24 protein-coding genes are annotated in these 25,414 nt (G+C 64.1%); 17 read left to right on the plus strand and 7 right to left on the minus strand.

The genetic code is table 11. The annotated features are described in order from the left end of the window. Positions 1–146: 146 nt before the first annotated feature. The 3 genes from Cocul_RS02295 to Cocul_RS02305 are packed head-to-tail and all read left to right on the plus strand — an operon-like array spanning position 147 to position 4,265. Positions 147–1,931: a gamma-glutamyltransferase gene (locus Cocul_RS02295; RefSeq protein WP_055121690.1), complete on the plus strand. Its 1,785-nt coding sequence runs from the start codon at positions 147–149 to the stop codon at positions 1,929–1,931. 52 nt (positions 1,932–1,983) lie between these two features. Further along, positions 1,984–3,261 (plus strand): poly-gamma-glutamate synthase PgsB, encoded by a 1,278-nt coding sequence (pgsB, locus tag Cocul_RS02300; RefSeq protein WP_055121691.1) that lies wholly within the window; start codon positions 1,984–1,986, stop codon positions 3,259–3,261. Continuing rightward, the gene (locus tag Cocul_RS02305) at positions 3,258–4,265 is read left to right on the plus strand and encodes a poly-gamma-glutamate biosynthesis protein PgsC/CapC (RefSeq protein ID WP_055121692.1); all 1,008 of its coding nucleotides are present in this window, start codon (positions 3,258–3,260) and stop codon (positions 4,263–4,265) included. The genes pgsB and Cocul_RS02305 overlap by 4 nt, the downstream gene beginning before the upstream one ends. Before the next feature lie 170 nt (positions 4,266–4,435). Here the strand turns inward: Cocul_RS02305 and Cocul_RS02310 are convergent, their stop codons facing one another. Further along, the gene (locus Cocul_RS02310) at positions 4,436–6,241 is read right to left on the minus strand and encodes a metallophosphoesterase (RefSeq protein WP_055121693.1); all 1,806 of its coding nucleotides are present in this window, start codon (positions 6,239–6,241) and stop codon (positions 4,436–4,438) included. Positions 6,242–6,330: 89 nt separating this feature from the next. Between Cocul_RS02310 and map the strand changes: the two genes are divergently transcribed. Continuing rightward, positions 6,331–7,221 (plus strand): type I methionyl aminopeptidase, encoded by an 891-nt coding sequence (map, locus tag Cocul_RS02315; protein WP_055121694.1) that lies wholly within the window; start codon positions 6,331–6,333, stop codon positions 7,219–7,221. 1 nt (position 7,222) lies between these two features. Here the strand turns inward: map and mtr are convergent, their stop codons facing one another. The 3 genes from mtr to Cocul_RS12740 are packed head-to-tail and all read right to left on the minus strand — an operon-like array spanning position 7,223 to position 9,673. Beyond that, entirely contained in the window at positions 7,223–8,608 is a 1,386-nt protein-coding gene (mtr, locus tag Cocul_RS02320; RefSeq protein ID WP_055121695.1) for a mycothione reductase, read from the minus strand. 28 nt (positions 8,609–8,636) lie between these two features. Beyond that, entirely contained in the window at positions 8,637–9,473 is an 837-nt protein-coding gene (locus Cocul_RS02325) for an alpha/beta hydrolase (protein WP_245622068.1), read from the minus strand. Then, a complete protein-coding gene (locus tag Cocul_RS12740) occupies positions 9,431–9,673 on the minus strand; it encodes a hypothetical protein (RefSeq protein WP_245622069.1) in 243 nt (80 codons plus the stop codon). The genes Cocul_RS02325 and Cocul_RS12740 overlap by 43 nt, the downstream gene beginning before the upstream one ends. A 251-nt stretch (positions 9,674–9,924) precedes the next feature. Between Cocul_RS12740 and mqo the strand changes: the two genes are divergently transcribed. The 10 genes from mqo to Cocul_RS11670 all read left to right on the plus strand — a co-directional run bounded on the left by mqo (position 9,925) and on the right by Cocul_RS11670 (position 19,693). Further along, the gene (gene mqo / locus Cocul_RS02330) at positions 9,925–11,412 is read left to right on the plus strand and encodes a malate dehydrogenase (quinone) (RefSeq protein WP_055121696.1); all 1,488 of its coding nucleotides are present in this window, start codon (positions 9,925–9,927) and stop codon (positions 11,410–11,412) included. Between the two features lie 314 nt (positions 11,413–11,726). After that, positions 11,727–12,491, plus strand: coding sequence for a uroporphyrinogen-III C-methyltransferase (gene cobA, locus Cocul_RS02335; RefSeq protein WP_055121697.1), 765 nt, complete (start codon positions 11,727–11,729; stop codon positions 12,489–12,491). Between the two features lie 175 nt (positions 12,492–12,666). Then, entirely contained in the window at positions 12,667–13,671 is a 1,005-nt protein-coding gene (locus Cocul_RS02340) for a sensor histidine kinase (RefSeq protein ID WP_160318482.1), read from the plus strand. After that, positions 13,665–14,351: a response regulator transcription factor gene (locus Cocul_RS02345; RefSeq protein ID WP_055122006.1), complete on the plus strand. Its 687-nt coding sequence runs from the start codon at positions 13,665–13,667 to the stop codon at positions 14,349–14,351. The genes Cocul_RS02340 and Cocul_RS02345 overlap by 7 nt, the downstream gene beginning before the upstream one ends. Before the next feature lie 61 nt (positions 14,352–14,412). After that, positions 14,413–15,318, plus strand: a complete 906-nt coding sequence (locus Cocul_RS02350) for an ABC transporter ATP-binding protein (RefSeq protein ID WP_055122007.1) — start codon at positions 14,413–14,415, stop codon at positions 15,316–15,318. Positions 15,319–15,349: 31 nt separating this feature from the next. After that, positions 15,350–16,102, plus strand: coding sequence for a hypothetical protein (locus Cocul_RS02355; protein ID WP_055121699.1), 753 nt, complete (start codon positions 15,350–15,352; stop codon positions 16,100–16,102). Between the two features lie 36 nt (positions 16,103–16,138). Continuing rightward, on the plus strand, positions 16,139–17,296 hold the full coding sequence (locus tag Cocul_RS02360) for a chymotrypsin family serine protease (protein ID WP_055121700.1): 1,158 nt from the start codon (positions 16,139–16,141) through the stop codon (positions 17,294–17,296). Then, complete coding sequence (locus Cocul_RS12745; protein ID WP_082422115.1) at positions 17,296–18,513, plus strand: chymotrypsin family serine protease; 1,218 nt, start codon at positions 17,296–17,298, stop codon at positions 18,511–18,513. The genes Cocul_RS02360 and Cocul_RS12745 overlap by 1 nt, the downstream gene beginning before the upstream one ends. Further along, the gene (locus tag Cocul_RS12205) at positions 18,513–18,755 is read left to right on the plus strand and encodes a hypothetical protein (protein WP_069723543.1); all 243 of its coding nucleotides are present in this window, start codon (positions 18,513–18,515) and stop codon (positions 18,753–18,755) included. Before Cocul_RS12745 ends, Cocul_RS12205 begins: the two co-directional genes overlap by 1 nt. Before the next feature lie 116 nt (positions 18,756–18,871). Further along, a complete protein-coding gene (locus Cocul_RS11670; protein WP_150114315.1) occupies positions 18,872–19,693 on the plus strand; it encodes a chymotrypsin family serine protease in 822 nt (273 codons plus the stop codon). A 1-nt stretch (position 19,694) separates the two neighbouring features. Here Cocul_RS11670 and yaaA read toward each other — a convergent pair whose 3' ends face one another. Next, positions 19,695–20,426 carry a peroxide stress protein YaaA gene (gene yaaA / locus Cocul_RS02375; protein WP_055121701.1) on the minus strand — a complete coding sequence of 244 codons (732 nt, stop codon included), beginning with the start codon at positions 20,424–20,426 and terminating at the stop codon, positions 19,695–19,697. Between the two features lie 32 nt (positions 20,427–20,458). Here yaaA and Cocul_RS02380 point away from each other — a divergent pair, with 32 nt between their 5' ends. Next, on the plus strand, positions 20,459–22,216 hold the full coding sequence (locus Cocul_RS02380; RefSeq protein WP_055121702.1) for a proline--tRNA ligase: 1,758 nt from the start codon (positions 20,459–20,461) through the stop codon (positions 22,214–22,216). Between the two features lies 1 nt (position 22,217). Here Cocul_RS02380 and Cocul_RS02385 read toward each other — a convergent pair whose 3' ends face one another. Further along, the gene (locus Cocul_RS02385) at positions 22,218–23,042 is read right to left on the minus strand and encodes a hypothetical protein (protein ID WP_150114316.1); all 825 of its coding nucleotides are present in this window, start codon (positions 23,040–23,042) and stop codon (positions 22,218–22,220) included. Between the two features lie 38 nt (positions 23,043–23,080). Between Cocul_RS02385 and rimP the strand changes: the two genes are divergently transcribed. Both rimP and nusA read left to right on the plus strand, forming a co-directional pair. Continuing rightward, entirely contained in the window at positions 23,081–23,629 is a 549-nt protein-coding gene (gene rimP, locus Cocul_RS02390; protein WP_055121704.1) for a ribosome maturation factor RimP, read from the plus strand. Then, entirely contained in the window at positions 23,626–24,627 is a 1,002-nt protein-coding gene (nusA, locus tag Cocul_RS02395) for a transcription termination factor NusA (protein ID WP_055121705.1), read from the plus strand. Before rimP ends, nusA begins: the two co-directional genes overlap by 4 nt. 29 nt (positions 24,628–24,656) lie before the next feature. Here the strand turns inward: nusA and Cocul_RS12545 are convergent, their stop codons facing one another. Then, positions 24,657–25,403: an excalibur calcium-binding domain-containing protein gene (locus tag Cocul_RS12545; protein WP_055121706.1), complete on the minus strand. Its 747-nt coding sequence runs from the start codon at positions 25,401–25,403 to the stop codon at positions 24,657–24,659. Positions 25,404–25,414: the final 11 nt, after the last annotated feature.

A 25,414-nucleotide genomic window follows, 5' to 3' on the forward strand; every position in this document is an offset into this window, starting at 1 on the left:
CTGAGTTTTATCGGGATTCCTGGGGAGAAAGCCCAGGATAACCTCATAATGAGGGTTGTCAGACCTGCTGAGCGTTGCTATCTTCGGGTAACTGTCAGCGCGGTGTCATGCCGCGCCTTCATCGTTGCCAACGGGAAAAGGAAGAGATGGTTGTGCGCCACAGCGGGCGGGGAATCCTCGCGCTCGCACTGAGTACCGTCCTGCTCGGCGCGGGGGTGAGCGCGTGCTCCACGGGGAATCACCAGGCCGCCATCGCGCAGCATTCTCAGTGCGAGGTCACCGGCGCCGACACCGTCGCCCAGGCCCCCGAATACATGGCGGCCACCACGCACCCCGATGCCACCCGCGCCGCCTGCGACGTGCTGGCCGAGGGCGGCAGCGCGGCCGATGCCCTCATCGCCGCCCAGGCGGTGCTGGGGCTGGTGGAACCACAGTCCTCGGGGCCCGGCGGCGGGGCGATCGCGCTCTACCACGACGCCGCCACGGGACAGACCCGCGCCTACGACGCGGTGGTGCACAGCCTGAATAACGATGACGCGGTGACGGACGGGGTGGACGAGGAGGTGCGCAGCATCGGCGTGCCCCAGACCCTGCGCCTGCTGCGCCAGCTCCACGAGGATCACGCCACCATGCCGCTGAGCGACCTGGTTGATCCCGCCTACCAGCTGGGAACCCGGGGTTTTAGCGCCAGCGCGCGCCTGGCGGGGGCGATGGAGGGAAACCAGCGCCCCTTTAGGCTCTCCAAGCCGGGGGCGGTGTTGCGCAACGCCAGCGGGGACCGCCCCGCCGAGGGGGACGAACTGCACAATAAGCCCTACGCGGAATTTCTGCGGGAATGGGCGCGCGAGGGCGGATTGAGCGAGGAAATGGTGGCGAACATGCGCGCCGAGCTGTTGGACCAGGCGGCGGGGGAGGAATACGTGGACTCCCTGCTGGCCGAGTGGCAGCGGGAGGCATCCGCCCCCGTGGAATCACGGGAGGCCCTGTGCACGGACTTTGCTGAGTCCAGCGTGTGCGGCAACCCCTCCACCGCCACCGGCATGATGGTGGTGGCCCAGGCCCTGGGCATCATGCGTCACCTCGATCTGGGCAGGCTAGACCCCTATTCCGAGGAGGATACCCAGGTGGCCCGGGCCACGGCGGCGCACATGATGACGGAGGCCGAGCGCCTGGCCTTCACGGACGCCAACACCTGGATGGACGATCCGAACTTTGACCCCCAGCGCGCCCGGGCTTACCTGGAACAGGTGGTGACCAACGAGGACTACCTGCGCGCCAAGGCCGGGGAGATCACGCAGAAAAACAGCGTGGACGATCCCCAGCCCGCAGACCTTGAGGGCTTTAGCCACCACGGCTACGAGGACTCTCAGGAGGAGGGAACCGCGCAGATCACCGTGGCCGATGGGCAAGGCAACGTGGCCGCCATGACCACCACGCTGCAACGCAACTTCGGCAGTGGGTTGATGGCGCAGGGCTTCTTCCTCAACAATTCCCTGGATAACTTCTCTGCCGATGCCACCCCGGAGGGGCCGAATGGGCGTCGTAACGCCTCTACCCCCAGAACCATGATGGCCCCGCTGATTGCGCGCTCGGGGGACACCGTGCTGGGGCTGGGCTCTCCCGGAGGGCGCAAGATCCCCTCCTACAACCTCAAGAACCTCGTGGCCATGACCCAATGGGGACTCAGCCCCGCCGAGGCGATCGCCATGCCCAACTTCGGGGCCGATAACCGCAACGGGGCCTACGCGGAAACCATGTACGGGGAGGAAACCCTCTCCCACCAGGGTTCGCTGCAAAGGCTGCTGCGCGAGTGGGGCCAACCCCTCACGGTGGGGGAGGCCGATAGCGGTGCCGGCATCGTGCGCAGCACCCCCGACGGATGGGAAGGCGGTGCAGACTCACGACGCGGCGGTGCCGTGGCTGGCGGATAAACACAGCACGATCTTTTACTCCTCTTAACTAAGAATCAGGAATCACGGATACATGCTTGCTTTCCTCGCGATGTCCGGCGCGCTCGCCGGGGCGTCCATGACCTACTTCCACCGCCACGAGCGCGAGCACCGCGCCCGGCTCGACGGCCTGCGCCACCACGTCCACGTCAACGGAATCCGTGGAAAATCCACGCTCACCCGCATGATCGGCGGCGTGCTGCGCGAGGCCGGGCACAACACCATCGCCAAGACCACGGGAACCTACGCCTGCGTGATCGACGGCCACGCCGAGGAACACCCCATCCGGCGCACCGGCCCCGCCAACATCAACGAGCAGTACCGCTTTGTCAAGGAATGGATCACCCCGGAAATAGACGCCCTGGTGGTGGAGTGCATGGCGGTCAAACCCAAATACCAGCGCATCTGCCAGGATACCATCCTGCGCTCGCCCATCACGGTGATTACCAACGTGCGCCTGGATCACCAGGAGGACATGGGCGATACCTTGGAGGAGATCGCGGCCTCACTGTGCAACACCGTGCCGGAGAACGGGGTGGTGATTACCGGGGAGCGTTCCCCCAAACTGGTGGAGATCATTCGCCATCACGCCCAGGAGCGCGGCAGCCGCCTGGTGGTGGCGGAGGAAACCGAACTCTCCCGCGACCTGGTGCCGCGCTTTAGCTACCAGCAGTTCGAGGAAAACATCGCGGTGGCCCTGGCCGTGGCCGAGGAACTGGGCATTGACACGCACACCGCCGTGCGCGGAATGCTCAAGGCCGCACCCGACCCCGGCACCACCTCCGTGACCAAGATCCCCGACGGACACGACTCCATGTTCTGGGTGCCCATGTTTGCGGTGAACGACTGGGAATCCACCGTGCGCGTCTTTGACAGCGTCTCCGAGACCTTCCTCCCGGACTCCTGCCGCCGCGTGGTGGCCCTCAACAACCGTGCCGACCGAACCGACCGCGCCGCCATGTTCATCGACCTGGTATCCACCGACCTGCGTGCGGAGATCGACCGCGTGGTGCTCTACGGAGACCTGCAAGAAGTGGTGCGCCAACGCCTGATTGACCAGGGATTCCCCGAGGACGGGATCATCACCACCGCCGACTGCGAGGTGGAAAACGAAACCGAGGACGGCAAGGAACTAGTGGCCCGAGCCCGCCGCGGCTTCGAGGGGCAGGACGTGGCCATCTTCGGCATGGTCAATATCCACACCGATCACGTCACCGCCATGCGCCGCTACATTTCCGACGTCGTGGATCGCACCACCAACCGCACGCCCATGCCCGCCGCGGAGACCGAAAGCGAGGCCGCAGCCCAGTGACCAGCGTGGACTTTGGCTCCTATTATTTCCTGGTAGACCTCATCCACATCACCTTCCTGGTGGGCCTGGTGGTGAGCTACCTCTACTTCCGCTCCCGGCAGATCTCCGTGGGCGGCTCGCTCACCGTGGGCTACCTGGCGGCCTCCCTGTACATGCCGTGGAACGTGATCTTCACGGTGGCGGTATCCGTGGTGGCCTGGTTGCTCATCAAGTACGTGATCCTCAAGGTCTGGCTGCCGCGCCCCCGCCAAATCTTCGCCATCGGCCTCTTCGTGGGCGTGCTCTGCGGGGCGCTGTGGGTGATCGGCAGCGAATACCTCTTTGGTGCCCAGGTACACGGCATGGAGTTCGCGCTCATCGGCGTGATCGTGCCCGGTATGCTGTGCAACTCCCTGGTCAAGCAGGGGCCGCGCCGCACCCTGATCCCCCTGGCCTGGATGGTGCCGCTGGCCGGGCTCATCGGCCTGGCCATCACCTGGCTCACCAGCGTGGTGCTGCCGCTTTCTTTCTCCAGCGCGCTCTTCGAGCAGATCGCGCGCTCCGAACCCAAGTTCTTTGGCATCGCGGCGGCCTCCGTGCTGTGCGCCATCCTTATCCAAGACGGCTTCCTTAAAAACCTCAAGCTGCGCACCGGCGGTTACATCACCGCCGGATTGCTGGTGGCCAGCTCCATTCACCCCCGCTACATCGCCGTGCTGGCGGCCTCCGCCGTGGTGGTCTGGGCGATCTATAGCCTGTATGCGCGTCGGGTGCCGCTCTTTGGCAAGGATCGCTTCATCGTTCTGTGCGCGCTCTCCATTCTCACCGTGATTGCTTTGGAGGCCCTGGTGGTGGCGCTCACGGGGCACCGCGTGGGCGGGGCGGAGAATATCGTGTTCTGCATCCTCCCGGCGATCGTGGCCAATGACCTGGTGCAGCATGGCTGGAAGCGCACGGGCGGGGGTCTGGCCCTGGCCGTGGTGGTGTGCGCGGCGATCGCCGCGCCGGTGGCGGCGCTGTCTTAAGGGTCAGGCCGGTTCCCGGCCCGGATGGCGATTTTTCCCCGCCACTGCGTGACGGGTGTGATCCTCGGGAGGCACCGAGCGATAAGCGCGCACCTTTCCTCGCCACTGCGTGACGGGTGTGGCTCCCACCCGTCACCCACAGGCGAGGTGAGGGGAAAGAAAGGGAAAGACTAGCCCCGCGCCGTCAACCACTGTTCCCGCCCCAGCGGCCTGGCCACCAGGCGGGTCTCGCCCATGCCGCCCACCCAGGGGGTATCGGGCTTCCCAGCCCAGATGGAGGCCCCGATCAACCAGGGTTGGTGGGCGGTGGCTAACCCGTTGGCCCCGAGGACGTCGCGCAGAATGGGGGCGTGATCCACGAACATCTCCACGGTGTCGCGGGTGGGATCGTTGACCACGGCCACGTGCAGCCACCTGCCCAGGGGAACCTCGTGGGACCAGTTCGAGGAGCCGGTGGTGTTTCCGCGCGTGGCCACGGCGGACCACTGCACCTCGCGCAGCGAGGAGATGGCCAGCAGCGCCGGGGGTTCCTCTGGTTCCTCTCCGCCGCGTTCGCCCAGGCGGCCCAGCAGGCCCATCCAGAAGTTTTCCTCACCAAAGGCGGGATCGAGGTAAAGGAAGGTCTCTAGGGTGTAGCCCTCCTCGAAGGTCAGGGAGTTGAGCGGGGCGTCGGGCGCGGTGCGCAGCCAGCTGCGGTGGGGCTGTGCCCAGTACAGGGCCGCTCCGTCGGCGGAGAGTGGGTGAGACTCGGGAATCACGCGCAGCCCACCGGGGTCGGCGGCGGTGGCGTGATTGTTGTTGCCGGAGACGTCGATAAGCGTGCCCGGGGTGGACGCACCGGGCCGCCAGTGTGCGGCGGCGGGGACGCGCGGATAGTCCTCGGCGGAGCGGGGGAGCTGGCCGGGATCAATCACCGGGGCGGTGTACCCGGCGGTGATGAGGGTGAGGGCGCGGCCGGTGTAATCCGGGGCGGTGCCGGCGCGCCGGGGGAGCCGCAGCGGCAGCGTCCAGGAGTCGGGTTCGTCCAGGAGTACCGCGTCAAACTGGTTGAGGGTAGCGGAGGGCTTGGTGGCCACCCAGGGGGAGAGCGCCGTCATGGTCAAGGTAGCGGCGGCGAGGTCGAAGTGCAGCAGCCCCAGCAGGCCGTTGCCGCCCTGGTAGGCCATCTGGTAGTCCTGCAAGACGTGGATAACCTCGTGGCCGTGGGCGTTGCGGCGCAGCGTGTATCCCGCGCCGTGGTGGTGCCCGGCCAGGGTGAGGAAGATCTGATCGTTGGACGCGATGAGCCGTTCCCACAGGTGCTCGCCGTATTCCTCGGTGAGAAAGACCTCGCCCTGCGGGTCGATCCCCGTGATCTCGTGCGAGGTGAGAATGGTGGGCACGCCGGGGTGGGCGTCGAGCACCCCCTGCGCCCAGGCGAGGGCGGCGTCGTTAGCGCGCCAGGCCAGGGCGAGCACCAGGAAGTCCTGCTCGGCGGCGCGGAAGAGGTGGTACTCGCATTCGTTGTTGGGTGCCTCGTAGCGTCCCCGGCAGGTGCTTCTCGACGCCGGGAAGTGTGCGGCGAAGGGAGTGGGGCGCTGCTCGGAGAGGTCGTGGTTGCCCGGCAGCACGGAATAGGGCAGCGCGGCCTCGTCGAGGGTGCGCATGGCGGCGCTGGCGACCTCCCATTCCTGGGCAACGTCGGCCTGATCCACGATGTCGCCCAGGTGGGTGACAAAGGCGATGCCTAATTCCTCCTGGTGCTGGCTCAGCCAGCGGGTCTGTTCCGCGTAGGGCTCCACGCCGTAGCGGGCGCGGTAGAGGTTGCCGGTGTCCGGGGTGGCGTAGCGGGAATAAAACTGGGTGTCCGGCAGGACGCCGATGGTGAACCCGGAGCCTGCCTGCGCGCTGGCATAGGCCCGGGCCAGGGCGGGGTGGAGGGCCAGCGCACCCAAGGCGCTGAGGCGGAGGAACTGGCGGCGTTTCAGAGTGTTCATGGGCGGCAGGGTAGCGCGGCGATGTGTCGGCGGCGTGTCGGGCGGGTTACCCCCGGGTAAACAAAGCGGGGCGTTAGCCGGGGGCTACCATGGGCAGCATGTCTGCAACCCGTGCCAAGCTGACCCCCGGAAAGCCCACCCCCATCCGCGCCGTGCCCGAGCACATCGCCCGCCCGGAGTACGCCTGGAAGGACGAGGTGCAAGAAAACATTGGGGAGCCGTTTATCCAAACCCCCGAGACCATCGAGGCCATGCGCGAGGCCTCCGCCATCGCCGCCAACGCCCTGGCTGTGGCCGGGGCCGCCGTGAAGCCGGGGGTGACCACCGATGAGATCGACCGCGTGGCCCACGAATACATGATCGACCACGGCGCGTACCCCTCCACCCTGGGGTACCTGCACTTTCCCAAGTCCTGCTGCGTCTCCCTCAACGAGATCGTGTGCCACGGCATTCCCGATAGCACGGTGATCCAGGACGGGGACATCGTCAATATCGACGTCACGGCCTTTAAAAACGGCGTGCACGGGGACACCAACGCCACGTTCTTGGCCGGGGAGGTATCCGAGGAACACCGCCTGCTGGTGGAGCGCACCTATGAGGCCACCATGCGCGGCATCAAGGCCGCCAAGCCGGGCCGGGAGATCAACGTGATTGGCCGGGTGATCGAGTCCTACGCCAAACGCTTTGGGTACAACGTGGTCACGGATTTCACCGGGCACGGGGTGGGAACCACGTTCCACAACGGCCTGATCGTGCTCCACTACGATTCCGATGCCTACCGCGACGTGCTAGAGCCCGGCATGACGCTCACGGTGGAGCCGATGATTAACATCGGCGGCCTGGACTATGACATCTGGGAGGACGGCTGGACGGTGCAAAACCGCGACGGCAAGTTCACCGCGCAGTTTGAACACACCATCCTCATCACCGAGGACGGCAACGAGATCCTCACCCTCCCCACCGAGCAGGCCGGGGCCTAGCCTAGAACTCCAGCCCCAGCAGGGCGTTTTCCACCACCTCGGGCAGTGCGGGGTGGATCCAATACTGCTCGCGGGCGGCCTTACGCACGTCAATGTCAAAGGCCATGATCGTGATGAGCTGCTGGATCAGGGTGGAGGCCTGCGGGCCCATGAGGTGTGCGCCCAGAAGCCGACCGGTGGAGCGATCCGCGATGAGCTTGACCAGTCCGGTGGTATCCTCCATCGCCCAGCCGTAGGCCACGTCGCCGTACTTTTGTACCTTGACGGTCACGTCCGCCCCGCTGCGGTGGGCCTGCTCCTCCGTGAGCCCCACGGTGGCGATCTGCGGGTGGGTAAACACCGCCGCGGGGACGTGCTCGTGCGGCATGGGGCGCAGATCCTCCGGGTGCAGCAGGTTATGCCACACGGCGCGGGCCTCCGCGTTGGCTACGTGCTTGAGCAGGTGCGGGGAGGAGACGTCGCCAAGCGCCCACACGCCGTGGGCGGTGGTGGAACGGCCGTACTCATCCACGTCCACCCTGCCCTTGGTCACGGACACGTTGCCTGCCTGGGCATCGAGGCGATCACCATTGGGCACCCGGCCGGTGGCCACCAGCAGGTGGGTGGCCTGAACGGTGGAGCCATCGCTCAGTGCGGCGGTGATCCTGCCCTCGGCCTGGGTGAGTCCTTCGATTTCGGCGTTAAAGCGCACGTCGTAGCGCTCGGCGGCCAGCTTGGTGAACTCCCGGCTGATCTCCGTATCCAGGTGGCGCAACAGGGCATCGGAGCGGTTCACTATGGTCACCCTGGTGCCCAGGGCCTCAAACACGTGCGCGAACTCCATGGCGATGTACCCGCCGCCCACGATGATGAGGGATTCCGGCTGCTCGGGCAGCCGCATGATCGTCTCATTGGTGTGGTACTCCACCCCGGAATCCGTGATCGCCGCCGGGATCATGGGGCGGGAACCCGCCGCGATCACCACGTTATCGGCAGAGATGAGGGCTTCCGTATCGCCCTGTCCGGTGCGCAGGGTGCGCTCGCCCACGAACACCGCGTGCCGATCGTACACATCGATATTGGGGGTTCGGGGCCCACGGCGATACTCCTCCCCGGCCTTGGCAAAGGGATCGATGCGCTTGTCAAACACGCGGGACACAATGCCGGGCCAATCCACGGAATTAACCTGTGCGTCCACCCCGAGCCTGGCGGCGTGCCGGGCCTTCAGGGCGAGGTCCGCGGCGTACACGTACATCTTGGTGGGAATGCAGCCCACGTTGAGGCAGGTGCCGCCAAAGCGGGCTTCCTCCACGAGGGCGATGGAGAGATCATCGAACTCGGCGGGCAGGGTATTGCCGGAACCGGAGCCGATGACGATCAGGTCATAATGCTTGGCGGGGGAACTCATGTGGGATACAACCTCCGGGGGCTGGTAGTTATTTCCGTGCTTTATCGGGCGTCTGATCAAGCCACGTGAAGGTCACCTCAAAGGCCTCCTCCCGCACCAGCGGGGTGGAAAGGAAAACATCGTGGCGGGCGGAATCGAGGGGCACCACCGTAGAATCCTCCGCCAGGGCCGGGGCCAGGCGCTGAATCTGTTCCACGTCCAGGACGGTATCGGCGCTATCGGAGGCCGCCGAGTACTCGTGCCCCAGCCAGGACTTGGCGGAGCACAGCGTGAGCAGGGGCATAGGCAAACTCTGTTGGGAACGTGCGGCCGCCTGCCCGGCAAAGATCGCCTGAATCCAGCCGTAATACTTACGGTGCCCGCCCAGGGGCTTGAACGTGGTGTCATACTCCCATTCCCCGCCCAGGGAGCGGTGCAGGGACTGGCCGTAGGCGCTGACCTCCTTCTGCGGCAGGGAAGCGAAGGGGCGTACCCTGCCGACGGTGCTGGTGAGCGCCTTGGTGGCGGCCACCACGGCCTTGGGGAAGGGCATATCGAGCCAGGGGCTATTGAGGATCACCGCGGGAACCCTCCCCAGGAGGGCGGGATCGGTATGGCGCAGGTGATCCAGCCAAAGCACGGTCACCAGCCCCCCGGTGGAGTGAGCCAGGGGAACCACGCCGCCGTGGCGCTCGCCTAGCCACCGCGCCACGGCGGTGAGCTCGGGGTAGTAGTGGCGCAGATCGCTGGTGTAGTGCCAATGCTGGCCCTGGCGGTGCGAGCGGCCGCACTTGCGCAGGTCAAGGGCGTAAAAGGGGTAGCCCTGTTCGCGGAACTGCTCGGCTACGTGCCGCTGGAAAAGTAATCGGTCATGCCGTGTATCCACAGCACGGCTGGTTTGCCGGGGCCCGCCTGGGCGGCGGACGCGGAAGCAGCTGTGGCCACGGGGGCGTCGGCACGCACGAGGGTGGCCACCGCCTCCCCCTCGCCATCCGGGTCACGCCCGAAGCTCAGGGTGGCGGCGGAAAATCCCGCCCCCAGGATGTCCTTATCCCAATGCAGCTCTTCCTCGGCGATACGATCCATGTCGAGCCAGTGTAGATGGTTCTATCCTGCCGTGGTGGGGGAGAGACCGGGGGTGCCATTCGGTAGCCGTGGCATGGCAGAACACCCGATTGGGAAAGAAAAGGCGTGCCATAGTGCGGGACTTCGTCCCCCAGGGGCGTAAGGTGTAGGTCACTGACCGCGGCCCGCGTGAGCATACGGGCGGGGCCGCGGGGTTTGCAGGAGCCAAGCGAGGCAGCCGCCAGCGCAAAGAAGAAGAGGTAAAAGAGCAAGTGTCTGAGAAAACAACGATCAGCGACGAGGTGGATGTCGCACTCATTGGCGCCGGGATTATGAGCGCCACCCTGGGTGCCATGCTACGAGAGCTGGAACCCACGTGGACACAGATGGTGTTCGAACGCCTCGACGGCGCCGCGATGGAATCTTCTTCCCCCTGGAACAACGCCGGTACCGGCCATTCCGCCCTGTGCGAGCTGAACTACACGCCGGAGAAAAACGGCAAGATCGACGTGACCAAGGCCGTGGCCATCAACGAGAAGTTCCAGGTCTCCCGCCAGTTCTGGTCCCACCAGGTGACCAGCGGCGTGCTGCCCTCCCCCCGGGACTTCATCAACCCCGTCCCCCACGTCTCCCTGGCCCAGGGCGAGGACCAGGTGGGCTACTTGCGACGCCGCTACGAGGTGCTGGCGGAGCACCCGCTCTTCCCGAACATGAAGTTCACCGATAACCGCGACGAGTTTGCCGAGAAGCTGCCGCTCATGGCCGCCGGGCGCGATTACTCCGAGGACGTGGCGATCTCCTGGACGGACGCCGGAACCGACATCAACTACGGCTCCCTGACCCGCCAGTTCTTCGACGCCGGGCAGCGCGCCGGGACGCAATTCCGCTACGGGCACGAGGTCAAGGCGCTCAAGCGCGAGGGCAAGAAGTGGCGCATCACCGTCAAAAACGTCCACACGGGTGACCTCTCCGTGGTGCGGGCGAACTTTGTGTTCGTGGGCGCGGGCGGCTACGCGCTCGACCTCCTGCGCAAGGCCGGTGTGGCCGACGTGCGCGGCATCGCCGGGTTCCCCATCTCCGGCATGTGGCTGCGCTGCACCAACGAGGAACTCATCGCCCAGCACCAGGCCAAGGTGTACGGCAAGGCCCGCGTGGGCGCCCCGCCGATGTCCGTGCCGCACCTTGACACCCGCGTGATCGACGGCAAGCGCGGCCTGCTCTTTGGCCCCTTCGCCGGGTGGACGCCCAAGTTCCTCAAGAAGGGCTCCTACCTTGACCTCTTCAAGTCCATCCGCCCCGATAACATCCCCTCCTACCTGGGCGTGGCGGTGCAGGAATTCGGCCTGACCAAGTACCTGGTCACCGAGGTGCTGAAGAACTTTGACAGCCGCGTGGAATCCCTGCGTGAGTACATGCCCCTTGCCGAGGGTAAGGACTGGGAGACCGTGATCGCCGGCCAGCGTGTGCAGGTGATTCAGCCCGTGGCCGCCCCGCGCTTTGGTTCCCTGGAGTTTGGCACGGCCCTGGTCAACGACACCGACGGCTCCATCGCCGGCCTGCTCGGAGCCTCCCCCGGAGCCTCCATCGCCCCGGCGGCGATGGTGGAACTGCTGGAGCGCTGCTTTGGCGAGCGCATGATCGACTGGGCCGATAAGCTCATCGAGATGATCCCCTCCTACGGGCACAAGCTGGCCGGCGAGCCGGACATGTTCGCCGAGGTGTGGGAGCACACCCAGCGCACCTTGCAGCTGGAGGACTAGGTTTTCCTTTTATACCCGCTTGACACCGCCGCTCTTGCTCACGATGTGAGGAGAGCGGCGGTTTTTGCGTGGGGTGGGCGGGATTTTCCTCGCCGGTGTGGGGCGGGAGTGAATCAGTGGTGTTTCCCGGTGGCGTGGTGGTACTTTTCCCTGCCACTGTGTGACGGATGGGGTGCACACCGGCACCACAACGTAAAGAAAGCACCTTTCCTTGCCACTGTGTGATTGGTGGGAATCACTCCCGTCACACACCCCGGTGAAAAGGTGGTGAAAAACCTCAGCGGGCCGCCCCGGTATGGGTACACTCGGCACCCATGACGGCAACGCACCAGTATTTCAGCCCCGGCCACGTGTACTTGGTGGGCGGCGGGCCGGGTGCCTGGGATCTCATCACCGTGCGGGGGATGAGGGCCCTGCAACGAGCGGAGGTGATCCTCACCGATCACCTTGGCCCCACGGCGGAACTGGACAAACTCTGCGATACCTCCGCCAAGAAGATCATCGACGTCTCCAAACTGCCCTACGGCAAACAAACCACCCAAGAAAAGATCAATGCGTTGCTGGTGGAGCACGCCCGTACCGGGGCCGTGGTGGCCCGCCTCAAAGGCGGAGACCCCTACGTGTTTGGCCGAGGCTTCGAGGAATACGAGCACTGCCTGCGTCACGGGATTGAGTGCGAGGTGATTCCCGGCGTGACCTCGGCGGTGGCCGTGCCGGGGCTGGCGGGAATACCGCTCACGCAGCGCGGACTCGTGCATTCCTTTCACGTGGTCTCCGCCCACCTCCCGCCCGGCCACCCGCGCTCCCAGGTGGATTGGCCGGCCCTGGCCCGCAGCGGCGGCACCATCGTGGTCATCATGGGGGTGAGGCAGGCGGGTGCCATTGCGGGGGCGCTTATCGACGCCGCCCTGGAACCCACCACGCCCTGCGCCATCGTGCAGGAGGGGAGCACGGAGAAAGAGCGGGTGTTCCGCTGCTCATTGGGGAACTTGGCGGAAACGATGAGCCGGAACCAGGTGCGTTCCCCGGCTGTGTACGTGATTGGTGAGGTGGCGGGGCCGAGGGGAGATCAACCCTAGGGGTGAGGTGGGGAGGGAGCAGGTGCGTTACGGTGGGGGCGTTATGGGATTGTTGAAGTGGATAACGTGGCCTGACGTGGGTTGGGTGGGGAACCTGTGGCGAGTAATAGCGCTGAGTACGTGGACGATATTTTCATACCTAAGCCTTGTTGATGCTCGGACTTCCACTTCGGTGATGATTCTTGCTTTGGGGGTACTGCTGCTTATTATACCCAGGTCTCCTGATCTGGTCTTGGGTATTGCGACTCTTATATCCTTTATTCTTTATTGGGTATATTATGAGTATTCAGCCATATCATTTGGCTACGCGGTGATATTTTATATGTCCTACCTGGCTGGGGAGAGGTCGCAGAAGATTTCTGCAAAGTTATGGCTAGGTATCATGGTGGTGGGATATTCTGCTGCGGCATTAAGTTGGATGGGGAATATGCTTGATATGGGCAGTATCCGTCTTGTGGTGGAGCATGTTATGGGCTCGTTTATTCTGACGGATGTGTTCATCCTATTTTTCTGGATTTCTGGAAATAATAGGAGGATGGTAAAGGTTCAACGCAAAATTCTTCAAGAGAGGGCTGACATGGCGGGTACTTTAGAGCGAACTCGTATCGCTCGGGAGATGCACGATATCGTGGCGCACAGCCTCTCTGGTGTGATCGCTTTGGCTGATGGCGCGCGCTACAATGCGGCTAAGGAGCCTCAATTGGCGGTGAAGACCCTAGAAACTATCTCGCAAACATCAAGGGAAGCTCTCACACAAATGCGGGGTTTGCTTTCGGTACTGAGGGAGGACGGGCAACGCGATACTCGTTCTGCTCCCGGAGTTGCCGACCTTTCTATGCTGGTGGGAGAGGCGCGTCGCAATGGACTGGAACTTACCGTGATGGGGCTAAGAGATATTCCTGATGATCTTCCCGCCCTTACCCAGTTCATCATTTATCGCACGGTGCAGGAACTGCTCACCAATATGCTGAAGTATTCCAGCACGGGCACGGGTGGCCTCACGGTAAAGGTGGAAAATCGCGCGGTGGTGATTCATTCGCGCAACCCCGCGAAGGAAAGCGTTGGGGAGAACGGTTATGGGCTCATCGGAATGGGGGAGCGGGTGTGCGCCCAGGGTGGCACCCTGGACGTGAAAAGGAAAGACGGCGAGTTCTTAGTGGAAGCGAGGGTAACCTGGTGAGCGAAAAAATCACGGTGGGGCTGGTGGACGATCAACCTCTGGTGCGCACCGGCTTTGCCATGCTGGTGAATTCCCAGGAGGATATGGAGGTGGCCTGGGACGTTAGCGATGGCGACCAGGTGCCGGGACAAACCCCCGTGGACGTGGTGCTCATGGATGTGCAAATGGCCAGGGTAGACGGCATCGCTGCCGCGGAAGTCCTGCTGCGGGAACAACCAACCACCAAGGTCATCATGCTTACCACCTTTGACGATCACGAGTTTGTGCGCGGTGCCATTGACGCGGGGGCCAGCGGGTTCTTGTTGAAAGACGCCCAACCGGAGGAATTACTGCGCGCCGTGCGGGTGGTGCATTCCGGGGAGGCAGTGCTTTCCCCCAAGGTGACGGCGAACGTCCTGCGAGACCTGGCGCCTGCGGGAGGGGCGGCGTCGATAAGCGCCACGGTGAGCGAAGTGGAGGAATTGACGCAGCGGGAAACGCACGTGTTGCGCCTGATGGCGTTGGGGCTGAATAACCAGGAGATTGCGGAGCAGGAATTTGTTTCTATGGCCACCGTGAAAACCCATGTGCGGCATATATTGATGAAGACCTGTTCCAGGGATCGCGTACAGGCGGTGCTTTTTGCCTATCGGCGCGGGGTGGTCACCCCGGAGGAACTGCTCCATCATCCCCACGGTTGAGCATGGTTTTTCACCCCTGGGGGCGATGTGCTGAGAAAACGGATACAGCACGATGGGGTACATGCTCGAAGTAAAGAATCTGACCAAAACGTATAAGGATAAAAACGCCGTGGACGATCTCTCGTTCACGGTGCCCGACGGCCTAGTCACCGGCTTCCTCGGGCCCAATGGTGCGGGAAAATCCACCACCATGCGCATGGCGGTGGGGCTGGAAAAACCCACCTCCGGCACCGCAACTTTTGACGGTACGGAGTTCCGCAGCCTCCCCCACCCGGCCAAGGTGGTGGGAACCCTGCTTGATGCCACCTGGTTCCACCCCGGACGCAGCGCCCGCGCGCACCTGGGCATGATGGCCGCCCTGCAAGGCGTTCCCATGAGCCGCGTTGACGACGTGCTAGAGCGCGTGGGAATCGCCAGCGTGGCGCAGAAAAAGGTGGGCGGCTACTCCCTGGGCATGAAGCAGCGCTTCGGGCTGGCCTGCGCGCTGCTGGGCGATCCGAAGCATTTGCTTCTCGACGAGCCCGTCAACGGCCTTGACCCCGAGGGCGTGCACTGGATGCGCGACCGAATCCGGGAACTAGCCGCCGAGGGGCGCTCGGTGCTGGTGTCCTCACACCTGCTTTCCGAGATGTCCCTAACGGCCGATCGCCTGGTGGTGATTGGGCGCGGGCAGCTGGTGCGCGAGGGCACCGTGGAGGAGTTCGTGGGCACCAGCGGGGAATCGCTGATCGAGGTGCGAGTGGACCGACCCGACGAGTTGGAGGACGCACTGACCAGCAGCGGGATCAGGGTGGAGCGCGGCCCGGAGAATCAACTGAACGTCTTTGGCGTGGAGGACCCCATGGAGGTGGGGGCGATGTGCCGGGCGCTGGATCTCACGGTGGCCGGATTACAACGCCGCACCCCCTCCCTGGAGGAGGCATTCCTCTCCGCCACGGCCGAGTCCACCGAATACCGGGCTGTATAAGCGCCGTTTCACCACAGAAAGGATCATTGATATGTCATACCTGGTCAGCCAAGCGCGATCCCTCTTTTCCCTCCGATCCACCTGGGTGTATCTCATTATCACCCTGCTCGCGGTGGCGGCGCTCCCCGTTCTTGTTGTTCTCACAACGAGGGAAGAGGATGACGGGCCCCTATCCCTCAGTGGCTTCTTTGGCGGCTCGGATCTGATATGTCTGGTGGCCATCTTCGCCGGGGCCATGCTCATTGGGGCGGAAATCTCCCGGGGCAGCATCGGCTGGATGTACCTTTCCACCAACCACCGCCTTGGCATAGCCCTGGCGCGCGTGACGCTGCTGGTGCTCGGCTTCTTCGCGGCTATCACCCTGGGAGCGGCCGTGGCCATGCTGGTAGTGGTGGCCCTGGGGCATGATGTTAATTTCTCCCCGGAGGGGAGCGACTTCCTCTTTATCTTGGCATCCTATGTGGAGGTCGCGGTGTTCCTCGTTCTGGCGGCCATGCTCACCTACGTCTTAGGTAAGGCCGTGTACGCGGCGATGATCTTGCTCATCGACATGATGATCCTGGAACTTGCTGTTACCGCTTATGCCGAGGGCGGGGCGAGCTGGGCTCAGGCGCTCGCCCACCTGCTGCCCAGGCGCAATACCGCCATCATGATGCTGGGTGAGGATTCCGGCTACACGGTGACGGGGAGCGATCGCCCGGTGGCCACCCTGGTTCTGGTTGGCATGGTTTTTGCCGTCACCGCTGCGGCCGGGTGGGTTATCAATCGACGCGCGGTGAACTAATCCCTGCAATCACATTCGCGGAAAGGAAGAATGACTATGAAGAATATGCGTGTTGGACTGGCTCTGTGCCTGGCCACCACCGGCCTGGGGCTTGCCGCCCCGGTGGCCACCGCCGCCGAGGTCGCGCCGGGGGCACCGATGAAAATCTACCTGGAACCGGAAGAGGGTTCGCCGCTGGCTGAGGCACCCCAGGAGTTTCTGAATTCTACGTGCAGCCAGGGATTGCCAGGAACGGTCACCCTGGAAGATGGAACACGTAAGGACGTTCTTATCAGCGTGGCGCATTGTCTGGTGGGTGAGGAGCAAGATTCCGTCACCCTCAAACCAGAAGTATATGCGCGCACCCCTGAAGGAGATAAACTCATTGCCGTGCGGGAGCACGGGGAAGAGGTGCCTGGATTTCCCGATGACCTTGGCGACATAGAGCGGTTAAGGCTGTTTTTTGATACAGACGATGCGGCCTCGGCGGAATTAGTTGAGGGGGTTCATACCACCAGGGTTGCGGATTCGGTGGATCAATACGGACAATCGCACGGAGAACCCGTGACTCTCACCGGAATACGCGATTACCCCGCGTTGGGGCCCTGGCAGGTTTCCTTTGATAACTTTGGCCAGCCCATCTGCAAGGACGGTCAGACCACCGGACGCACCTGTGGCGTGCAACTCATGAGGACGCAGAACAGCCTGTGGTCGTTGAATGAGATCGCTGGAGGAGATTCCGGTGGTATTCAGTTTGATCCTGAGACTGGGGAAGCGCTGGCAATGGTTTCCTATGGATTGTCCTTCAGCAACATGCTTTCTGTCTCTCAGCCCATTGATCGCACCATCGAGCAGCTCTATGGGGTACCCGATGGACAAGTCAATGAGCGCTTTGCCTTGCCGGAATCCACGGAGGGGCACGACCCGGTGCGCGTGTATGAGGAAGAAAAGCAACAAAAGCGGCAATGGGCTGAGGAAAATTTGGAAGAGGAGGAACCCGCCACGCCAGCGGGGGAGATCATCGAGGCCAATACCCAGGAAGCGGTGGAGGAAACCGTGCAATGGGCGGAGGACTCCACCCAGCGGGTATGGGAGAACCCCGCAGAATTGCCCGCCGTGGTGGCAGATACCCAAGAAGTTGCGCAGCACGTGGCTGCCTTGACCGAGGAAAACATCCAGGCAGGACTAGGCCTGCTGCTAGGAGAGGAAGCATAATGTCGCGTATTCGTTATGGCGCTATAGCCGTGGGTCTGGCGGGAATCGCCGCTGGCATGGTCACCCCTGTTTTCGCTACCACGGCCAGCGCCGCCGAGGTCGCGCCAGGTGCGCCGATGAGAATGGCCACGGACGGCCTTGATGACAGAGTGCAGGAGGAGGTTGGGGAAGTCCCCTTGGAGATCATCACCACGGCTTCATGCTCTCAGGGGATATCGGGGACGGTAACCCTTGATGATGGTTCCCAGCGCAACGTGTTGGTGAGCGCCGGACACTGCCTCTACGGCATTGAGGGGGAAGGAGTAGAAACATATCCCGAGGTATATGCCCCGCTATCCGAAGGCCGGAAGCTTATTGCTCGGCGAGAGCACGGAGACAAGGTGTACCCGGTCCCGGAAGGAGGCGGAATAGACGCGGTGATCCGGCAGTTTGATGGCCCCGACTGGGCCACCGCAGAAGTGGTCGGCGATGCAGATATGACCCGTGTGGCGGATTCCGTGGATCAGTACGGGCGTAGACACGGCGATCCGGTGGTGCTCACTGGGGTGCGAGATTACCGAGACCTCGAAAAGTGGGAAGTGGACTTTGATAACTTTGGTCAGCCTATCTGCAAAGATGGGCAAACTTCCGGGCGCACTTGTGGGGCTCAACTCATGCGCACGAGCAACGGAATCTGGCACACGAACCTCTACCTGTCCGGGGACTCCGGAGGAGTGAACTTTGACCCCGTCACGGGTGAGGCATTGGGTGTTACCTCGATAGGGATCGTGGGGCTCATAGGCCGTGCTCAGCCTATGGACGTGGCTCTGGAACAGGCTTATGGCATTCCCGATGGACAGGTCAATGAGCGTTTCACTCTGCCGGAATCCACGGATCAGCACTCTCAGGCCTACACCCTAAAAGAGGACACGGAGCAGATCGATGAATGGGCGGAACAGAATCTTCCCGAGGACATGCTTGTATCGGAAGAACCTTTGGCACTAGAGGATGCACAGGAGCAGGCCTGGATCAATCTGGAGTCAGGGATAGGCGAGGTGCGGATTCAAACCCAGGACGCCGTAAACCTCCTTTCCGAGGACCCCACCCAGATGGGCACGGTGGTGAGCAATGCCGTGGATACCGCCGAGTACGTGGGCAATCTGGTGGAGGAGACCGCGCAGGCCTATGGCGAGGCCTTTGAGAACCTGCTTGCAGAAGAAGGAAATGAGGAAGAATAATGTCGTGTATTCGTTATGGCGCTATAGCCGTGGGTCTGGCGGGCATCACCGCTGGCGTGGTGATGCCCGCCTCTGCCACCGCCGCCGAGGTGGCCCCGGGAGCATTGATGGTATTGGGGGAGGAGAACCCCTCTCATGATTTGCCCGTCGAGGTACCGCCGGAGTTTGACGTGGTGGGCAGGTGTTCTCAGGGGCTTCCCGGCACGGTGACTTTGCCCGATGGCTCTCAGAGAAGAACGTGATGGTCAGTGCGGCGCATTGCGTGAAGGGATCGGAAGGGGAGGGGGATATTTCCTACCTCTATGCCCCTATGGACGATGGAAATATGCTGATTGCTAGGCCCGATCGTGGGGAGAAAATGCAGAATGAACAGCATTTATTCGACGCGGATTTTTGGCTATGGAATCCAGACTGGGGCACCGCTGAGATCAATCCCGAGGCGGAGATGACGCGAGTGGGCGATTCCGTGGATCAATATGGGCATAGCCACGGCACTCCCGTGGTGCTCACGGGAGTGCGTGATTACCGCGATCTTGGGGAAGGGGAGATTTCCTTTGATAACTTCGGTCAGCCCATCTGCAAGGACGGCCAGACCACGGGGCGTACGTGCGGCGTGCAGTTTCTGCGCACCAGGAATAACATCTGGTCCACCACTCCAGGGCTTCCAGGAGACTCTGGGGGAATCAACTTTGACCCCAACAATGGTGAAGCATTGGGGACGACCTCCAAGACTATATTCGGCGTTCTTTTGGCCACGCAGCCCTTTGACGTGGCGTTAGAGGAGGCCTATGGCATTCCCGATGGGCAGGTGAATGAGCGATTTGAGTTGCCGGAGTTCACGGAGACTGCTGAGCAGAATGATTCGGTATTGACTTACAATGAATATCAGCAACGCCTCACGGAGTGGGAGGCGGAGGCATTACCCGCAGAGACCATGAACTCGGGTGAACCTCCCACGCTGGACGATGCGAACGATATGGCCTTTTTTGCTTCCATGTATGGATTAGCAGAGGTGAGGGCGCAGGCACAGGACGCGGTGTCCACCCTTGCAAACAATCCCGAGCGATTGGATACCGTGGTGGAAAATGCCGTAGACGGGGCCGAGGTTCTCGGTGAGATGGCTAGGCAGACGGCCTCTGTGTATGAGCAAGCATTATTTGCGGAAGAAGAAACCGAATAACTCACACCACCAAAGTGAGCCGGGTGGGGGAGTCCTCCTCCACCGTCATGCCCGCTGCGCGCGCCACCTCGGCCACCGAGGCGGCGTCGGTAGGCTCGGCGTCGCTGAGCGCCAACACGCGAGCCAATTCCCCCTTGTAGTGCTTGTTAAAGTGGCTGACCACCTTGCGGCTGCCGTCCTCGCGCACGGATTCCACTCGCACGGTCAGCGCGCCGGGGCAGGGGCCTAGTTGCTGGTAGCCCCCGGAGCGCAGGTCAATCACCAGGCCCTCCACCTCGCTCAGGGCCTGCGTGATGGCCTTGCCCCAGCGGGCCTTCATGGTGGGGAAGTTCCCGGAGGCGTCGGGGAGTTTGGTGCCGGCGGAAAGGCGATAGTGCGGGATCATGTCCCCCGCGCGGACCACCCCGAACAGCGCCGAGCCCACCGCCAGGTGCTCGCGGGCGGCGGGTGGGAGGGAGGGGGCGTCGAGGGCGTCGTAGAGCACGCCCGTGTAACGCTCGATGGCGGGCATGGTGGGCCCGGAGAGAAGCCGGGTGTTTTCCTCGGCTTCGGGGCGTAGTTTCTCCGAGATTCCGAGGATTCCCAGGGCCTCGTCCACGGGCAATGCCGCGAGGTCGGCGGCGATGCTGCTCCGCCTGGGGGTGAGGGAAGGGAAGGAGAGCGATTCCCAGCGCAGCGGCGCGCCGGAACCCCCGTGAGCCTTGGTTTCCGATGGGGGTAGGACGATCAACATGCGCTCTAGCCTAACGGGTAGAGTCTGAGGGCATGATTACTCGCTTGTCCACGCTCTTTTTGCGCACCCTGCGCGAGGACCCGGCCGATGCCGAGGTTCCCAGCCATAAGCTGCTCGTTCGCGCCGGGTACATTCGCCGTGTCGCCCCCGGTATTTATTCCTGGCTTCCGCTGGGCCTGCGCACGCTGCGGAAGATCGAAACCTTGGTGCGCGAGGAGATGGACGGCATCGGCGCCCAGGAATTGCTCTTCCCCGCGCTGCTGCCGCGCGAGCCCTATGAGACCTCGCAGCGCTGGACGGAGTATGGCTCCTCTCTTCTGCGACTGAAGGATCGCAAGGGGGCGGATATGCTGCTCGGCCCCACGCATGAGGAGATGTTCACCACTGCGGTGAAGGATCTGTATTCCTCCTATAAGGACTTTCCGGTCACCCTCTACCAGGTGCAGACCAAGTACCGTGATGAGGAGCGTCCCCGCGCCGGTATCCTGCGCGGCCGGGAGTTTGTGATGAAGGATTCTTATTCCTTTGACATGGACGATGCCGGGTTGGCGGAATCCTACCAGCGCCATCGCGGCGCGTACCAGCGCATTTTTGATCGTCTGGGCCTGGATTACGTGATCTGCGCGGCCACCTCCGGGGCGATGGGAGGCTCGGCCTCGGAGGAGTTCCTGGCCGTTTCCCCCAATGGCGAGGACACCTTTGTGCGTGCCACGCAGGGCGATTATGCCGCCAACGTGGAGGCCGTGGTCACCCAGCCCGGCCAGGAGCGGGAGATCGAGGGCCAGCCGGAGGCCCGCGTGTATGAGACCCCGGACGCCCCCACCATGGAGACCCTGCTGGACTGGGCGCGGGCCGAGGGGCTGACTATCGACGACCGTCCGGTGCAGCTCAGCGACACCCTCAAGTGCCTCATGGTGAAGGTGACCCAGCCGGGGGCCGAGGAGGCAGAACTGACGGGTATTCTGCTGCCGGGCGACCGCGAGGCGGACATGAAGCGCCTGGAGGCCTCCTTTGAACCCGCCGAGGTGGAACTGGCGGACGAAGAGGACTTCAAGAACAACCCCTTCCTGGTCAAGGGATACATCGGGCCGCGCGGCCTGGCCGCCAACGGGATCACCGTGCTGGCCGATCCCCGCGTGGTGCGCGGCACCCGGTGGATCACCGGGGCCGATGAGAAGAACCGCCACGTGGTGAACCTGGTGTGCGGGCGAGACTTCACCCCGGATGGCTTTGTGGAGGCAGCCCAGATCAAGGAGGGCGATCCCGCCCCGGAGGGCCAGGGCACCCTGACCCTGGAGCGCGGCATCGAGATCGGCCACATCTTCCAGCTGGGCCGCAAGTACACCGAGGCCTTTGACGTGCAGATCCTTGATGTCAACGGCAAGCGCTCCGTGCCCACGATGGGTTCCTACGGCATCGGCGTGTCCCGCGTGATGGCGGTGCTGGCGGAGCAGTTGCACGATGAGAAGGGCCTGCGCTGGCCGGTGGAGGTTGCCCCCTACCAGGTACACGTGGTGGCAGCGAACAAGGACGCCGCCGCCGTGGCGGCCGCCGGTGCCCTGGCCGAGGAACTCTCCCAGGAGGGGATCGAGGTGCTCTTTGACGATCGCCCCAAGGTCAGCCCCGGCGTGAAGTTCAAGGACGCCGAGCTGCTGGGCATGCCCTTTGCCGCGATCCTGGGCCGAGGCTACGCGGACGGCAAGATCGAGCTGCGCGCCCGCGGCGGGGAATCCGTGGAGGTGCCCGCCGAGGAGGCCGTGCAGACCCTGCTGGGCTGGGTTAGGGGCTGAACTAGCGGAAGCGCCCCGCGTGGGCGGCCCCGGTGACGGCCAATTCCAGCCACCCCGCCTCATCGCCGGTGGCGGCCGCAGCGGCCGCCTCCCAGGAATCCGCCGCCTGATTAATCGCGGCGGTAACAAACCCCTGCGCGGAGGCGGCGTCCGTGGGGGAGGGCACGCCGGTGATGAGGTACCCGGCCTCGGCCACGGGGACATCCCCGGTGGGTTCTAGAGCGGTGGTCAGCGCCGCGATGCGCTCGTTGATCGCGGCCGTGAGGTCCTTGAGGTTGCTCGCGCCGAAGGCCTTGGCCACGCCCACCCCGTAGGCCAGGGCGTGCTCCCGGCGCAGCACCTCGCGGGCGGCGTCGGCGGCCTCGGGATCGGAGGAAAGGTCTGCCCGCTGCGCGGCGGCCTCCACGTCGGTGGTGCCGGTGGCTTCTGCGAGAATGATCGCCTGCTGCGCGGCCAGGGGCCGGGATTCCTCCGGGAGGGAGGCAAAACTCAGCAGGATTTGTTCCAGGCCGGTGTGCTCTAGCGGCTCGGTGTTTTCTTCCTCGTTGGTGCAGGAGGCCGGGGTGCTGCCATCCTCCAGGGTGCCGCAGAGGCGGGCCACCTCGGCGTCGAAAGTCCGAGCCTGCTCCTCCCGCAGCGCGGCAAGGTTCGGATTATCCACGGAGAGGCGATCGGCGTCCGCGCGCGCCCCGGCGGCCAGCTCGCTCACCGCTGCGTTGGGGCGAGGGCCCAGGAACTCGTCTATCTCGCAGCCGCTAAGCAGCGGGGCGGCGGCGAGGCCGAGGACGAGGGCGAGGCTGGTGCGGGAGCGAAACGGGAGTGACACGTGCATTGACCATACCGGCTTCACGCTAGGCTTGGCTCATGCCATTCCCCACTTCGGAAGAAATCACCGCCCTCGCCCGCCCCGTGGTAGAAGCCCACGGGCACCCCATTGAGGGGGTGAAGCTCCACCGCGCCGGGAAAAAATCCCTGGTGGCGGTCATGGTGGACGCTGATTCCGACACCCTAGAGGCCATCTCCACCGAACTCTCGGCGCTTTTCGACGCCGCCGAGGCCGCAGGCGAGTGCAACTTCGGCCCCGGGTACACGCTGGAGGTGAGCACCCCCGGCGTGGATACCCCGCTGAGTGCTCCCCGCCACTGGCGGCGCAACCGGCACCGGCTGGTCTCCGTGGCCCTTGAGGGGGAGGGGGAGCCCACGATCGGGCGCATTGGTGCGCTGGCGGAGGACGGGTCCGCCGTGATCCTCGTGCGCGGCAAGGGCAAAAGCGTGGGGCTAGAGGCGCTGCGATTGGATCAGGAAATCACCGCAGTGGTACAAATTGAGTTCGCACAGCCGCCGGAAGAGCAGACCGCGCTCACCGGCCTCACATTCGAAGAAGCCACGCAGTGGCAGGAGGAGCACAAGTGAATATTGATCTGGACGCGCTTCAGGCGATCGAGAATGACCGAGGCATTCCCGTCGATGAACTCCTCCAGACCGTCGCGGGGGCGCTGCTCAAGGCCTACCGCACCTACCGGGGAACCGAACCGGGTGAATCCGCCGAGCGTGCCCGCGTGGACATCGATTCCCTCACCGGCGCGGTCAGCGTGATCGTCACCGAATACGAGGAAGACGGCTCCGTCTCCTCCGAGTACGACGACACCCCCGAGGGCTTCGCCGGGGTGGCCGCACCCGAGGTGCGCACCGCGCTGATTAGGCGGCTGCGCGAGGCGGAAACCGGGGTGGCCTACGGCAGCTACCAGGAACTCCAGGGCAAGGTGGTCTCCGGCGTGGTGCAGCGCGACGTCTACGCCAACGAAAAAGGCATCGTGGTGGTGGAACTGGGCACGGAGCTAGACCCCCAAGACGGGATCCTGCTGCCCGCCGAGCAGCTCCCCGGAGAAAAACTCAGCCACGGTGACCGCGTCAAGGCCTATGTGGTAGGCGTGAACCGCGGCGGACAGCGCCTCCAGATCAACCTCTCGCGCACCCACCCGGAACTGGTACGCGGCCTCTTTGAACTGGAGGTGCCCGAGATCGTGGAGGGTTCCGTGGAGATCGTGGGCATCGCCCGCGAGGCCGGGCACCGCTCCAAGGTGGCCGTGAAGGCGCGTTCCAGGGGCCTCAACGCCAAGGGCGCCTGCATCGGGCCGCGCGGCCAGCGCGTACGCAACATCATGGAGGCCCTGGGCGGGGAGAAGATCGACATCATCGATTACTCCAAGGACCCCAAGAAGTTCGTGGCCAATGCGCTCTCCCCCTCCAAGGTGGTGCGCGTGGAGATCACCAACGCGGAGGAACAGGTCGCGCGCGTGGTGGTGCCGGATTACCAACTCTCCCTGGCCATCGGCAAAGAGGGGCAGAACGCTCGCCTGGCGGCGCGGCTGACGGGCTGGAAGATCGACATCCACTCGGACGCGGAGTAAAAATACCGTTTGAACTGCGGGGAGGGGTGCTATTCGCAGGCTACGCCATCGCCGTCTTGATCTAGCTTTCGGCTGTAGCCGGGGTCGCCTTCATGGAGTGGGGTTTTGGCCCCGGCTTCACGGGCGGCCTTACAGGACTCGTACCCACCGGCAGGCGCGGTGACGGCCTGGATGATGTCGCTTTCGTCTGGCTCGCAGGCGATGCCGTCCCCATCGGCGTCGAGGGCGGTGCGGTAGCCAGCCTGGTGCGGCAGCAGCGGCCCCGGCGCCTGGGCGCAGTTGGCGTAGTACGTCTCGTCTGCCGGTACGTCTTGGGCCTCGATGGGGTTGGGATCGTCCCCGGGAGCTTCCGGCACTCCAGCCTCCACGGGGGCGTCCGGAGCACCTGGGGCCTCGTAGTTCTCCTCGGCGGCAGGTTGCTCCGCGCGCCCCGCATTGGAGTTCCTATCGGCGCGCGTAGACACCCGCACCACAGGGGTACTGGCGGGCTTGTTTCCACTGGTGTTGTCGGCGCGCGGCTCCGCTTCCTGGTCGCGGTCGTGGCGTTCCTCCTCGATCTCCTCGGCTAGGTCGCTGGCCTCCTTATCGAGGTCGTCCGTCGCGCGCGTTGTAGTCGCGGCGGTGGTGGCCTTGGTGGTGGAGGTGGGGCGCGCCGAGGAAGTCACCTGCGGCTCATCATCGCCGCCGGAGCCGCACGCCGTGAGCGCCAGCAACCCGGCCAGCGCCATGGCGCACGCGGCACGCCGCCGAGAGGAGAGAATGGTGGTGGGAGACATGGGGTACTCCT

This window comes from Corynebacterium oculi (genome assembly GCF_001412105.1).
In the GTDB taxonomy this organism is placed as follows: domain Bacteria; phylum Actinomycetota; class Actinomycetes; order Mycobacteriales; family Mycobacteriaceae; genus Corynebacterium; species Corynebacterium oculi.